Raw genomic sequence first — 13,495 nt, forward strand, 5'->3', positions numbered from 1 at the left:
TCAAATATTAAAGGGGTTTTTAATAAAAGAAGCGAAATCTTTTCTGTCTCTTGGGATAAGAATTGGGTTGATATTCAGGTTTTTCAGTTGATTGAGGAGTTTGTTGAAGTAGTAACGTGTATTCTTTTCTTTTGCCTTTTCAATGCCATATCGTGAAACATAACGAAGGAAGTCGAGTATTTGTTTTTGTTCTTTTTCTTCCAGATTACTTTCATTAACTATCTTTCTTGCACCACTTATTTTGTAATAATCCCCACCAAAAACTAATACTCCAAGATACTGTTTCATATATTTTTCGTACAATGCTTGTTGAAAATACTCTTCTAACCATTTTTCTTTTCCTTGTCTATACTTCATATATTTCAAGTGTCGATTTTGTAATCGTACTTCGAATCTTAGAATGTCCTTCTCATATTCTTCCATCTCTCTCCCCTTTGCATGAACCTCCGCCTCTTTATCGTAGCAAGTTCCTTGAATGCTTTTCGAGTTAAAGTATATAGTTGTTTCATGTTGGTCAAACTTCTTCTGATATCGATGCTTCTCTGCTGTCTTTTTATACAGGAACATAATTGCTTTACGTTTGTTTTCAGGTAACCGTACATCCAATCGATAATCAATTCGGATTAGGACTACTCTATCGTAATACCCTTGATTCAAAAACAAATATAATAAATAACTTTTCAATTTTTTCTCTACTTCCAAATAGTCTGATTCAATAATCTTTGGCTTTCCTAATAACTTAATGAAATCAACATTGAAGTGTAATCTTGTCCCGTACTTTTTTGTTACCCAAGTTGTGATACCATCCACATATTCATTAGCTTTACTACCAATGTTCTCATATGAAACTCCTAAATGATTTTCAAGAAAATACAACTCCTCTCCTGTTATATCTAAATAAAAGTGTGCTGTATGAAGCATACTATTTTTCCTCCTTTGTGTTCTAATATCCATGGTTACGGGAAGCCAATGAGATGACCCTTTATATCGGTAAATCCCTTTATTCATCAGGTTTTTTGTATAAGAAGGAGCCAACTTTACATATGGATTTTTTCCCGAACCACCCATATTTATTTTTCCTTTCAACCGCATTTTGAGCGATTTTATAGTGCTATTGTACAAGCAAGTCAAGTATTCTACTACGAGGTTTTGGTTCTATAATGTTTTAGTATCTTTAAAAGAGATTTACACCCTGTAAAGCTATGATTTTAAAAATAAAATAATCACATGCGGTCTTAACAACATACAAAAAAAGTCACCTATTTGAATGGTGACTTCCAAATTCAAAACTCTATTTACACGATTGATACCGTTATCTTTATAACCTCATTTTGTTATATAACGGATCCTGAAGAACCTCTTCATTCCATATTAACCTAATGCTTGGTTACTATTCTTTTTCTATTCACTGCATACTTTATCTCTATCCTTCCACTCACACATTGTTGATTATAAATACCTGATTAATTAATATATTAATAATAATATAGACTTTAAATTTTACAACATCTTACAATATTTAAAGTGTTATAATATTCTTAAAACAGAGAGAGAAATTTGAGGTGAGGAAAATATCGGAAAGTAATAATTTTTTGACGCAATGAGTAATTTAGTGTCTTCTTAAGATTGATATAGAATGGAGTTTTAAGATATGGATAATTTTATAGATAAGCCCTATTTACTTTTTAAAGACAACTTAAAAGAACTTGAGGTGTATGACAACACGGATTATGGAAAAATATTAAAAGAAGAATTGAATGAACTTGTCCATTTAGAGAAGATTACATCATTTCAAAAAGATTTAGTTTTAGGAATCAAGGCACATGAATACTATTCGTATTGCACAAAAGGAAACGCTTGGTATTGCATAAAATACTATTTAGAGAACTACCCAGACTTATTTACAATTCATGATCTTTTGTTAATTGAAGAACCTGTTGAGAAATATTTTATTATTGTCAATAGTCTATCAGAAATAAAGTTTGAAGAAATTTTAAAATACGAGGGATTAAATCACATAAAACATCAAAGAGAGTTACCAGATGGAAGATTAATTACGATTTATATAGTTTACTTAGAATTTCCTGATCAATATTCATTAGAACTTAATCCAGTTAGAAGAGTTTGGACTACAGCAGAAGATTCGGGAATACGTGTAGGCTTTCATAATTATCGTACAAAAGTGAATATGAATAGAAATTATAATATTGGGTTATATAGAAGTTTTCCAATACAATCAGATGATTTCGGAGATTATTCAAGGGCTTCTGGAGGACTTCGAAAAGACCTTGGAAAAGGTTTTAAATCATCCTGGGAAGCAAATATTGCGAGATTACTAAAAGAAAAAAATTTAGAGTGGGAGTACGAGAATTCATATATTTCAACTGAAATCGGGTCATATATACCTGATTTTAGAGTCAAAAAAGATGGGAAGACCTACATAATTGAAGTTAAGGGCTTCTGGGATAATAAAAGTGTAAAAAAAGTCTCAACATTCCTTAGACAACCAATGGTAGAGGAAAAAGTAATTATTGATTCAGATTTTTACTCTATATTAGATATGAACTTCAAAGAAAAAATAAATAACTGGGAGCCTTCTCATATGCAATCTGAAGCATTTAAATTGCCAGTTATTGGATTATCTTTCGGGAATAGAATGAAATTTATTAATGAATTAAATGAAGGGGATCATTTAAGATTAATTCGAGAACCAAATAATCCATATGATCCATTTGCTATTCAAGTTGCAACCGATGATAATAATCAAATAGGTTATATCGCAAAAGATTGGGCATCAATTTTTTCATATAAGATGAAATGCGGATTTAAGTATGATGCACATTTATTAAAAAAAGATTTTGATAGAAAACATCTCTTAATAAGTTTAAAACCACAAATACCAGAAGAAAACTTGTTAGAAAAAATTCCGTTTTTGATCAATAATTAGAACTTCTTACTATCGTTTTATGGAAACGTTCGGAAAAACTCTTTCCGAACGTTTCAACTTTATAAATCACAATAATTTTTGACGAAGCCTCAATACTAATTATCATGTTCCATCAAACCCTTATCAATTAATATCCTTACTTTTAATCGCTTCTTCCCCGCTTCTTCTCAACTCATTCTCTCCAATCCTTCCCCCAAGCCTATGGAACTCGGTTTTTCCGTAAAAGGTGGGTAAGGATCAAGGATTTAGGAATGAATTTCGAACGTTGTTTCGAATGTTTTTCCTTCCTTTTCCTCCCCATTTATTCCTTTTTCTCTCTTACTCCTATCTTCCTTTCCCTCTATTTTGGAGAGTTTAATAACAAAAGAAAAGAACATCAATTGATAATCTTATTCAACTATTCTATTATTAAAACTGTTTATCATATTGCTATACATTTCATTAAGAACTTCAATTAATTTATCAAAAATGATTAACTTTTATTAACCTTTTACTATTATTAAATATAAAAAATGACGCATTGAAAATAAAACAATGCGTCTAAATTTATGAGGAATTTACTTTATTTACAATACATTATATAGCTCGTTACTTTCTGGACTAATTAAAAAGCTAATATTTCCTTTCTTCCAGTAGCATTCAACCTCATTGAAAAAAGGATTAAATTTCAATTCGAATTTCCCAAGTAAGAGTAAGTCGATAATTAATTCACGTACCATTTCATTATTAAACTTTTGAAATCTTTGCATGTAGACAGGAAGATTCAATTCTTTAAATTTATTAATAATTGCATCAGAAATGAATTCATTGTACGTTTTTATGAATACATTGATTAGTTCTCCGTTTTCTATGTCACAATAAAAAATCTTACACCTACTTTTTTCAAAAAGAATACCTACGGTCAAACTATCACAAAATTTAACTTTATAACTATACTGGTATTCCTTTAAAATTTGAACTTTTAAAATTGATAGATTATCTATGACATAATCTATCAGAACGTCTTCCTTCACCCTAATGTAATTGTCTTCCATTAGGTTCTCCCTACTTTCCCACCTTTTTTTATATTCTTTCGCACTCTATGCATATCAAGATGTCTTTGTTCTGGTTCCTGTTCCAACACCTCTTCAAAACATCTACAAATATCAGTCTCTTTAATAATTCCGTCTTCTTGTATTAAGAGATTATTCATTTCTTCATAGAAAGTATTTCTTCTAATTAAAATATCTTTATAATTCAGCCTAAATAATTTATGAATCAAAATTATTTGATCAACTTCAATAAAAATTGGCATTGTGGATGCTTTACCACTCATTTTTTCATTAAAGAATTCACGCATTTCATCAATCTGATTTTCTTTATATTTATTTGTTATAAATATATGACCAGATACCTCATTTCTATCACTGTATTTCGTAATATCCCTTATATTATGAAGTTCGTCAATATAATCCCAAGCCTTTCTCTTCTCTGAAATACCTAAATCATATCCCTTTTCCTTAGCAGTCAATTTACAATCAAATGAGTAAATTCGCCTGAATTCTTGGTTAGTCATTCCTATTTGTGTATTATACTGCAATGAAAAGAGTCCTTCTGGAACTCTTTCACCACTCATTTCCCTTCCCCATTTATCAGCATTTGGAAAAATATCCTTAACTATCGCATACACATCATCTTCAAATTCCCGATCATTATATTCTCCTAAATCCTCTGCCTCGCTTAATTTAATTAGTGATTCATAAGCCATAGAGGATGCTTGGGTAACAATCGTCAATGATCTTGAATCAAGAATATCAATAATTTTATCCAAACGGTCATACAATTCATCACCTTCGTATGAATATATTTGTCCAAAATTCATTGGATAAATGCTGTCACTATTGTGATTTATAAAATCAAATTCATGATATCCCACATATATTACAATAGTTGGAGTTAATAGCTTCCTAAATCTTTTCAATGTTCTGCCAGGTAGTATTTCACTTGTTACTAATACTTGAATGGAATGGTACTCCTTCTCAAAGTTAAACATTTCATATTTTTTATCATATAGAGTTAATGTTGTTGGATTCAATAAGTTATATCCCCTATCATTAGCCCAGGCATTAAGTTGCTTCTTTGTAAATTTTTTAACCTTATTGAAATTCAAATCATATTTGGTTCTTTGAATCTCAAAAAAGTTTTCATCACCACAAACCTCACAATCGTTTTGAGGCAATTGATCATAGAAAGCCTGGCAGTCTTCGTTTGCACAAGAATAACCTGAAATACTGTTTTGGTTAATTAAACCTTTTTCCATTAATTCATCAAATAACTCCTTAGTAGAACCAAGTTCCTCTGGATTACAGCGTTTTAAGATAAAATCAACTTTGTCTGCTGTCCCTTCCGTAAAATCCTTATTACTTATAGGTTGGTTGATTGGGAGTCCTAATAGCATTTCAAAAATGTCATTAGTTTGTTGTATCTGTTGTTTTGTCAAATTCGCATCTTGTAAACGGAATGTAATATCACCGTTTGGTTCCATTTTGGAATATATTCTTTTAGATGAAAAGTCATTGTAGGTAAGTTTTATAAATCTTATATCTTTTAAACTTGTTGGTCTAATTACTCCTGATTTATTAGCCTCAACTACAGCAGGCCAAACATCATCATCCTTTAAGTCGAACGTAAGAGCTGGTGATTTCCATAATGAACTTGAATAGAAAGTAATACTTGAAATAAATGCTTTATAATCTAAACCTTCTGATATCTCTGGAGAGGTGAGTAATTGCTCAAACTTTTTCTTTGAGAATTCAGTAAAGGTTTCCATTTTATATTTTTGTAGATCCGTGTTAAAGTTGGAATCAAAATACTCTATTAATGATTCTTCATCTGTTTTATTGCCTGATTTAATGGAAATAGATTTATCATCCAAGTCTATTTCGAACATTATTTCCGACACTTTTTTATTACTTTTATTACCATCAAAATCTGCAAGTAATATGTCAGCCATTTGTTTATAAATGAGAACTATTATCTTGTGAGCAGAATTTGTTGCTGTTGAAACAACTTTATAATGATGCGATTTTGATTTCAAATGCATTGTATCGGTAATTTTTTCAAGAAATTGATTATTAGATTCTATTTCAATCAAATCTTTTGGTTTTAATTTCTTTTTTGTTAAATACTTATTACCAGATGCTTTTGTCCCCCATTTATAGAGAGTAAATACATCAAATAGTAAAGATTTATTTACTAAATAAAAATGTAATAGCTTATTAATTGATGATAAATCATATCTTGTTTCTGAATTTAAAAATAACCATTCGTATAGCTCGTTTATTGCTTTTTTCTTCTTGCTTTGAAATTCTTTTAAATAATACAGCAACTTTGAGATATCTTCATTGCTATTAATCTTATTTACTACTTCCTCTTTATTTTCTACATAATCTATATTACAAATACCACACAGTTCCTTTAACTGGGGTAATGTCATAGATAATAATGCTTTTTCAAGTTTCGGTTTATAGACATCCTTCCATTGATCATTAATTTTGTAATAATGAACTTCTAACCCTATCCAATACTTTTCTTCTTCAAAATTCTTTGAGAATATTTGATTTAACGGTAGCATCGACTAACCCCTTCTTCCAACTATTATCTTATTCTCCATTTCTTTAGCCCCCATATATAGAGGACTTCAGTTAGCTATCCCTTAACTATTTTTATTGTTGGTTCTTTTTCTTTAAAATTCAAAATATTCCACCATTCTTATTGTACAATAGATACTTAATCCATACTTAATTTTTTTGGGAAAACGGAATATTACAACTAATTAATCTATCTTTATCTGTAGCTGATAATATAGAATCTGAGTACGTATCAGAATCCTTAATCTAATTTGATTTTTTCATAGCCCAATTATATTCATCTGAGTTTTCATCTAACTCAGACACAACATAGTTTTTGACTAATTGCGAATAGAATAAGCCTTTGATTTCTTTATTAATTCTTGGGTACGTGAGTATTCCTTATCGTGTTGTTCCTTTAAGCTGACTCTTTGTTCTTCTTCGCTTCTTTTTTTCACTTCTGCATTTTTATGTTTTTCTGTTTCTTCTGCAATTTTTAGGTAGTGAGTAAATATAAAGAAACACTTTCTTTAACAGACCATCTTATTTCAACCATCCATTTTAATGATTTTAATGGATAAGGACACCTAAAACCTACTACCTTACCCTCTACTATGTATTCCTGTTTTTAAGTTCTTCCCTGTTTTGCCCCTTTCAGGCTCTCTTTCAGGCTTTTAAAGGAATTCAGCACTTAAATAATCTTCGAACGAAATATTTAAAATGTAAAACATTTCTTTTAATACATTCAGAGGGGGTATCTCTATGCATTTCTCATAATTTCTATATTTATGATAAGTTATATAAAAGGTTTGCCATCTCCTCTTGATTAATTTTTTCGTTCTTTCTCTTTTCCTTCAATCTTCTTGCAATATCTACTGATTCAAATAATTCTTCTACAAGTTCTTCTTCCAATCTAAATGACATTTTAATCTTCCTTTTTAGTTATTCTTTTCTGATTAATTTAAAGCTATTATTTTCCTTTTAAAAGATGTGAGCAGATCATTTAGATATTCCCTTTTAATATAGGAATGGTCTTAACAATTTTCAATGACTGAAATGGATTATGTACTATAAACGGTGACTTTTAATTGAGTAATACAAAACCGAGATAGCGTACCAATTCAATGGTATGTATCTCGGTTCTGGTATTTATTACATTCTTTTATCCTGTAATCGTAAGGGTAATTCTTTCATCAAACTTTCATCAACTCTTACTTAATCTTTGGCATGTATTTTTGACCACATTTCCCGAACATATGCTTTTGCTTCTATCAACCAAACCCTCGTAATAATAATTACAATGAAGTCAACCATGCGTATGCTTCCGTTTTACTGAGCGATATCTCGTGATTTAACACAAAATCAGCATTATTACTTATTAGTGCTTCATACCCTATCAAATCATCTACTGCTGATTGAGATTCTTTATCGTCTTCTTCATCAAAGTACTCTTCAAGATTCTTATACGTCAACCATAGACCTACAAATAATTTATTAATACCACCGAATTCTTTACTAATTGATCTCAAAACTTCTTTTGTTGTTTGATCTACTAATTCAGCAATTGCAGAATCTATTAAATCATATTCATCATATTCTTCCAGGTCGAACGAGGATCCAACTAATTGACCAATTCGGATGGGGCTTAGTTCGATTCTGTCCATCCAACTATGAAAATTTGTACTAAATGTTTCTTCGGTAGTTATAGAAAAAAACTCACCGTACAAAACAACCATCGAAATTAGACGGATGTATACTTTACACCTTTCAAGTTCATTTCTGTAGTCTGCAAGTCCATTACTTTCGATGCCGATCCATGACTTTTCAGCCCAAAGAATTTTCATATCATCTGACCAACCAATTTCCTCTAAAAGTTCTTCAACTAAATCTGAAATTTCATCCCAGCTTATCGTATTTTTTGTCTCCAAATTCCTCACCTCAGTTATGATATGAAATGCAATTAAATATAACTACTATTCTACTATTCACCTTAAAAGTGGACATTTCCAATCGATAGATAGTTACTGATCAATAAAAGATAGTAAGGAGGGGGAACTTACATGGCAACGAAGGGTTTTATGGTATCGTCGGAAAGATTCAAAACAATTTATATATTATTTCCTCGGCTAAAACTGCAGGTCTATAAAATGGTTCCTTCCAAATTCACTCTATTTACTCGATTGATATCGTTATCTCTATAACATCATTTTATTATATAACAGTTTTAAAATTTCTCATTTGTTATATAAAAAGCTGGAACCACTAACCTATTGAAATAATTTCACATTTTTAATATATTAAAAATGTTGAAGAATTCAAAACCTTCATTACCCAAAAAATCCACTATAAAACTAAGGAGATGACTCTTAATGAATGTAGGAACGACTAAACTGTCGCTTTAAAATTGAAAAAAATCTACCCCGTTCTAATTTCTTACTTTACTTGAACTTCGAAAAGTATCAATCGGTACAAATCTAAACAATCATTCGATAACAACCCCAACATCTTACTATTCAATATTCCCTATCTTCTAAAACCCCTTATTTACACTTCAAGAAAGTGTCTTTATGCACGACATTTTCACTTATCTAATATCCTAATAAACTTCAAAACAACAAACAATTCATCAAGGAGATATATATATATGGAACAAACCCTAAACTCTTTCAACTCAACATCTCTTGAAGTAGAGTTGAAAAACGTAATTATTACTACACTGGAACAAGCTGTAAAAGAATATCAACACAAAACGTCGCAATGGATGAGTTTAAAAGAAGGAGCATCGTACGCAGGCGTATCCTACAACACATTCATTAAGTTTCGTGGAATGGGATTGAAGGTTTGTGAAATCGATGGCGTAAAACGTGTATCCAAATCTGCAATTGATAGCTTTTTAAATCTTCATAGCTATTAAAATCCATACAATAACAAGCGGTGAAAGAGTAAGAGGTTGACTTAGCAACTTTAACCTCTTCTTCTACACAAACAAATTAGGAGGACAATGATATGAGTAAATCTAAAACAACAACAATTAAAGAATATTACACAAAAAATGGTAAGAAACAATATATGTTCAAAATTTATCTTGGCATTGATCCATTAACAGGGAATCCAAAATCTACTACTCGTCGCTTTAAGACACTACCTGAAGCTAAACGTGCATTAACTCAAATGAAATTTGAAATTCAAAATGGCACATATCATAGACAACAAGTTGAAACTTATCAAGAAGTTTACGATCTATGGATTAAACAATATGAAAGAAACGTAGAGGAAAGTACATTTGTTAAAACTACTGGCATTTTCCGCAATCATATATTACCTGCAGTTGGTAATTATAGAATTACAAAAATGAATTTTAGTGTATGTCAAAAACACGTAAATGAATGGGCTAATAAGCTAAAGAAGGCCCGTATTGTAAAGTCATACGCTTCAAAAGTTCTTGATTTTGCAATTAAGATTGGCTATATACAAACAAATCCATTTGCATTAGTGGAGGTTCCCAGTAGTTCAAAATCGACTCAATATGGTGATGAATCTAAAAAATCTTACACTAAAGAACAGTTGATTACTTTTTTACAGTGTATGAAACAGGAATCGAATACTAAAGCATACACATTATTTCATTTATTAGCATACAGTGGTATGCGTAAAAGCGAAGCTCTTGCCTTAACTTGGAAGGATATAGATTTTAATATAAATGAAATTCGTATAAATAAAGCCCTTGGAAGAGGTAAAGAAAATAAACTGTATATTAAACCCACAAAGACAGGAAATCCCCGAACTATTAAAATAGACTCAACCACAACATCAATTTTGAAGGAATGGAAGAAGCAACAAAGACAAAATCATCTAATCTTAGGGTACAATACGATGCAATCGAACCAACTTGTTTTTAGTAATATGAAAAATGAATTCTTACAGCCAACCGTGACAAATAAATGGCTAAAAAGTGTTCTAACTAAATATAAACTTTCTGATATAACAACCCATGGATTTAGACACACACATTGCTCACTTCTCTTAGAGGCAAACGTAAGACTGAAAGAAGTTTCAGACCGCCTCGGTCATCGTGATGCACATACGACTTTAAACGTCTACGCTCACGTATCAGAACAAGCAAAAAGCGATACGGTTAATAAATTTGAAATGTTTATGGCAATGTAAATAAGTGATTGAGCATGCATGAATAGTACTCAATGTGGTATATAGAGTATTGTGGAAAGTTGCGTTAAATATAATCCAAAGAAATAGGACTGCACAAGTGCAGTCCTATTTTTTTCATCTTCTATTAGACGTCGGCGAAAATGGCTTAACATCATAAAATTCACTTTTATGTTGCTCTGTAGTATATGTATTAAAATCCTCGTAATAAAACTGTAATACTTGTTTATCGTCGCTTTAATCATATATGATAAATATGTTGCTTACATAAAATATGCAACAACTATCCTCTAATTCTTGTCTCCGTAAGAAATCAGGAGGAAAAGGAAAAAATGACTAAAACGAGGAATACCGCTATTAAAGCGTACACAAAAAAGAACGGTGAAAAATGCTACATGTTTAAAGTATACGTGGGTACTGATCCATTAACAGCTAAAGAAACATATACTACTCGCCGTGGCTTTAAAACGAAAAAAGAAGCAAATCTGGCATTATCTGAACTCAAACTTCAAATTAGCAAGCGTGAATTTAGAAAACAACATGTAGAAAAGTATTCAGATATATACAACTTATGGATAATTCAATACGAGAAAACCGTCGAAGAAAGTACATTTGTTAAAACATCTGGTATTTTTCGAAACCACATTTTGCCTGTCCTTGGAGATTATAAGATAGATAAAATGAACGTGGAAGTATGTCAAAAACATGTGGATCAATGGGCGGATAAGTTAAAAAAGTTTCGTACTGTCAAATCCTACGCTTCAAAGGTAATCGATTTTGCAATTAAGCGTGGGTATATTAATACAAATCCTTTCAAATTAGTAGAAATGCCAAAGATATTGAAAAAGATTAACATTGAAGATGAAGAAGAACATGAAAACTTTTACACTAAAGAACAACTCAACGAATTCCTTAGATGTATGGAGCAAGAAAGTAACTTTAAAGCCTTTGTATTATTCCAACTTCTGGCTTACTCTGGCATGAGAAAAGGTGAAGCACTTGCTTTAACTTGGCGAGACATAAACTTCTCAACAAATGAGATTCGTATTAATAAGGCGATTGCAAGGGGTAAAAACAATGCATTGTACGTTAAAACCACGAAGACAAGTATTGCTCGAACAATAAAGATGGATCAAAGAACAATGGCAATTTTAAAGAAGTGGAAAAAACAACAGCGAGAAGACTACCTTACTCTTGGCTTTAATACATCAAAACCAATTCAACTTGTTTTCAGCAACGAAGCTAATGAGTTTTTACAACCAACTAAAACAAGAAAATGGCTTGAACATGTCTTAACGAAATATAATCTTCCAAAAATAACAACCCATGGATTTCGTCACACGCACACGTCACTTCTCTTTGAGGTGGGCGGAATTAGTATTAAGCAAATCCAAGATCGTCTTGGTCATTCTGATGTACAGACCACCTTGAACATCTATGCTCACGTATCCGAAAATGCAAAAGATGAAGCAATTAATAAGTTAGAAAACTTTATGAGACTGTAAAAGTTTTTGACCATGGTTTTGACCATGGATGTTTGATACTCAATGAAATTATATGAATTAGCAAAAACGCCAAAACCCTTATATAACAAGGATTTTGACGTTCAATGAAACTCAATGAAATTGTAATATGGAGACGGCGGGATTTGAACCCGCGTCCAGAAACTCTAACACTTAAGCTTCTACGCGTGTATCTTACCTATTTAAAGTTTCGCGTAGCATTATGCCGATAAGCGGGCGTCCTGTACGCTAACTTGGAAATCTCTTGCTGACAGCTCAAGTGGCACTGCCAACCGTATCCCACTAAAGTTGAGCTCTACCTAGCCACATGGGCGATGGATAAATAGAGCAGATCCGAGCTTACGCTGCGAATGCTAAGTTGTTGTTTGTTTTGCCTGTTATTATAAGGTCCGTTTTTACGGAGCCGAGCCTCCGACGCGCAACTCAAGCTCAGACTATCCCTGTCGAATCCATAACGTCCCCGTTTATGGAATAATGTAAGCTTCGTTACATAGCCTACTATACATCAAATTAGGTCAAAATTCAAGTGAGACATCTTACCAGTATTGGATAATCGCTTACTGGTTACGAGCCTTGAATGCTCTTTCAATCTCTCGTTTTGCTTCCTTCTTCTTCAGCACATCACGTTTATCGTAATCTTTCTTTCCTTTACCGATTCCGATTAATACTTTTGCATAACCATTTTTGATATACATTTTTAGCGGAACAATCGTGAACCCTTCTCTTTTCGTTTCACCAATTAAGCTGCTAATCTGTTTTTTATGTAAAAGTAGTTTTCTGGAACGTAAAGGATCATGATTGAATCGATTTCCTTGTTCATAAGGACTAATATGCATATTGGAAATCCATGCTTCGTTATTTCGAATACGTACAAAGGAATCCTTTAATTGTACTTTACCGTTACGAATCGATTTAATCTCTGTACCTTGCAATACAATGCCTGCTTCGATTGTTTCTTCTATAAAATAATCATGGCCGGCTTTTTTGTTTTGTGCAAGGACTTTATCGTCATTCTTTTTTGCCATCTCATTCACCTCTTTAAAAGTAGGACAAAAGCGATTTCTCTCCTTCAGTTGTAGACAAAAGGAAGTTAGCTAATAGTTCTCATTCATTATTTTTAACTTTTATCTATTAACTAAAGATTAATCCTCTTGAGTGGAAAAACTCGAAATTTTTGTACAAACTATTTACTTTATTTCATTTAAGAGAATTTAGCGCGACGCATGAGACTCCTGCGGGAAAGCGAGACAGAC

The 13,495-nt window shown here is 31.6% G+C and carries 10 protein-coding genes and 1 other RNA gene; 4 read left to right on the plus strand and 7 right to left on the minus strand.

The features are described from left to right. A complete protein-coding gene (locus P2Q73_RS01325) occupies positions 1–921 on the minus strand; it encodes a phage/plasmid replication domain-containing protein (RefSeq protein ID WP_275783081.1) in 921 nt (306 codons plus the stop codon). Between the two features lie 730 nt (positions 922–1,651). Between P2Q73_RS01325 and P2Q73_RS01330 the strand changes: the two genes are divergently transcribed. Continuing rightward, positions 1,652–2,947, plus strand: a complete 1,296-nt coding sequence (locus P2Q73_RS01330) for an HIRAN domain-containing protein (RefSeq protein ID WP_275783084.1) — start codon at positions 1,652–1,654, stop codon at positions 2,945–2,947. Between the two features lie 566 nt (positions 2,948–3,513). On the opposite strand, the gene P2Q73_RS01335 is transcribed toward P2Q73_RS01330, so the two are convergent. From P2Q73_RS01335 to P2Q73_RS01350, 4 genes are all read right to left on the minus strand, one after another. After that, on the minus strand, positions 3,514–3,981 hold the full coding sequence (locus P2Q73_RS01335) for a hypothetical protein (RefSeq protein ID WP_275783087.1): 468 nt from the start codon (positions 3,979–3,981) through the stop codon (positions 3,514–3,516). Further along, positions 3,981–6,560: a hypothetical protein gene (locus P2Q73_RS01340; RefSeq protein WP_275783090.1), complete on the minus strand. Its 2,580-nt coding sequence runs from the start codon at positions 6,558–6,560 to the stop codon at positions 3,981–3,983. The genes P2Q73_RS01335 and P2Q73_RS01340 overlap by 1 nt, the downstream gene beginning before the upstream one ends. A 781-nt stretch (positions 6,561–7,341) precedes the next feature. Then, positions 7,342–7,479 carry a hypothetical protein gene (locus P2Q73_RS01345; RefSeq protein WP_275783093.1) on the minus strand — a complete coding sequence of 46 codons (138 nt, stop codon included), beginning with the start codon at positions 7,477–7,479 and terminating at the stop codon, positions 7,342–7,344. A gap of 371 nt (positions 7,480–7,850) precedes the next feature. Beyond that, a complete protein-coding gene (locus tag P2Q73_RS01350) occupies positions 7,851–8,483 on the minus strand; it encodes a hypothetical protein (RefSeq protein ID WP_275783095.1) in 633 nt (210 codons plus the stop codon). A gap of 716 nt (positions 8,484–9,199) precedes the next feature. Here P2Q73_RS01350 and P2Q73_RS01355 point away from each other — a divergent pair. The 3 genes from P2Q73_RS01355 to P2Q73_RS01365 all read left to right on the plus strand — a co-directional run bounded on the left by P2Q73_RS01355 (position 9,200) and on the right by P2Q73_RS01365 (position 12,224). After that, the gene (locus P2Q73_RS01355) at positions 9,200–9,469 is read left to right on the plus strand and encodes a DNA-binding protein (RefSeq protein WP_275783097.1); all 270 of its coding nucleotides are present in this window, start codon (positions 9,200–9,202) and stop codon (positions 9,467–9,469) included. A gap of 92 nt (positions 9,470–9,561) precedes the next feature. Further along, positions 9,562–10,722: a tyrosine-type recombinase/integrase gene (locus tag P2Q73_RS01360; RefSeq protein ID WP_275783100.1), complete on the plus strand. Its 1,161-nt coding sequence runs from the start codon at positions 9,562–9,564 to the stop codon at positions 10,720–10,722. A 329-nt stretch (positions 10,723–11,051) separates the two neighbouring features. Next, the gene (locus tag P2Q73_RS01365) at positions 11,052–12,224 is read left to right on the plus strand and encodes a site-specific integrase (protein ID WP_275783103.1); all 1,173 of its coding nucleotides are present in this window, start codon (positions 11,052–11,054) and stop codon (positions 12,222–12,224) included. A gap of 125 nt (positions 12,225–12,349) precedes the next feature. On the opposite strand, the gene ssrA is transcribed toward P2Q73_RS01365, so the two are convergent. Both ssrA and smpB read right to left on the minus strand, forming a co-directional pair. After that, positions 12,350–12,704: a transfer-messenger RNA gene (gene ssrA, locus P2Q73_RS01370) on the minus strand. A gap of 95 nt (positions 12,705–12,799) precedes the next feature. Beyond that, positions 12,800–13,267: an SsrA-binding protein SmpB gene (smpB, locus tag P2Q73_RS01375; RefSeq protein ID WP_053588444.1), complete on the minus strand. Its 468-nt coding sequence runs from the start codon at positions 13,265–13,267 to the stop codon at positions 12,800–12,802. Positions 13,268–13,495: the final 228 nt, after the last annotated feature.

The organism is Bacillus sp. Cr_A10 (genome assembly GCF_029222665.1).
Classification (GTDB): Bacteria; Bacillota; Bacilli; order Bacillales_A; family Planococcaceae; genus Psychrobacillus.

Coding starts and splice junctions, on each gene's coding strand:
- P2Q73_RS01335 (WP_275783087.1), bottom strand. CDS start 3,981: ATGGAAGACAATTACATTAGGGTGAAGGAAGACGTTCTGATAGATTAT.
- smpB (WP_053588444.1), bottom strand. CDS start 13,267: ATGGCAAAAAAGAATGACGATAAAGTCCTTGCACAAAACAAAAAAGCC.
- P2Q73_RS01340 (WP_275783090.1), bottom strand. CDS start 6,560: ATGCTACCGTTAAATCAAATATTCTCAAAGAATTTTGAAGAAGAAAAG.
- P2Q73_RS01360 (WP_275783100.1), top strand. CDS start 9,562: ATGAGTAAATCTAAAACAACAACAATTAAAGAATATTACACAAAAAAT.
- P2Q73_RS01365 (WP_275783103.1), top strand. CDS start 11,052: ATGACTAAAACGAGGAATACCGCTATTAAAGCGTACACAAAAAAGAAC.
- P2Q73_RS01345 (WP_275783093.1), bottom strand. CDS start 7,479: ATGTCATTTAGATTGGAAGAAGAACTTGTAGAAGAATTATTTGAATCA.
- P2Q73_RS01325 (WP_275783081.1), bottom strand. CDS start 921: ATGCTTCATACAGCACACTTTTATTTAGATATAACAGGAGAGGAGTTG.
- P2Q73_RS01330 (WP_275783084.1), top strand. CDS start 1,652: ATGGATAATTTTATAGATAAGCCCTATTTACTTTTTAAAGACAACTTA.
- P2Q73_RS01355 (WP_275783097.1), top strand. CDS start 9,200: ATGGAACAAACCCTAAACTCTTTCAACTCAACATCTCTTGAAGTAGAG.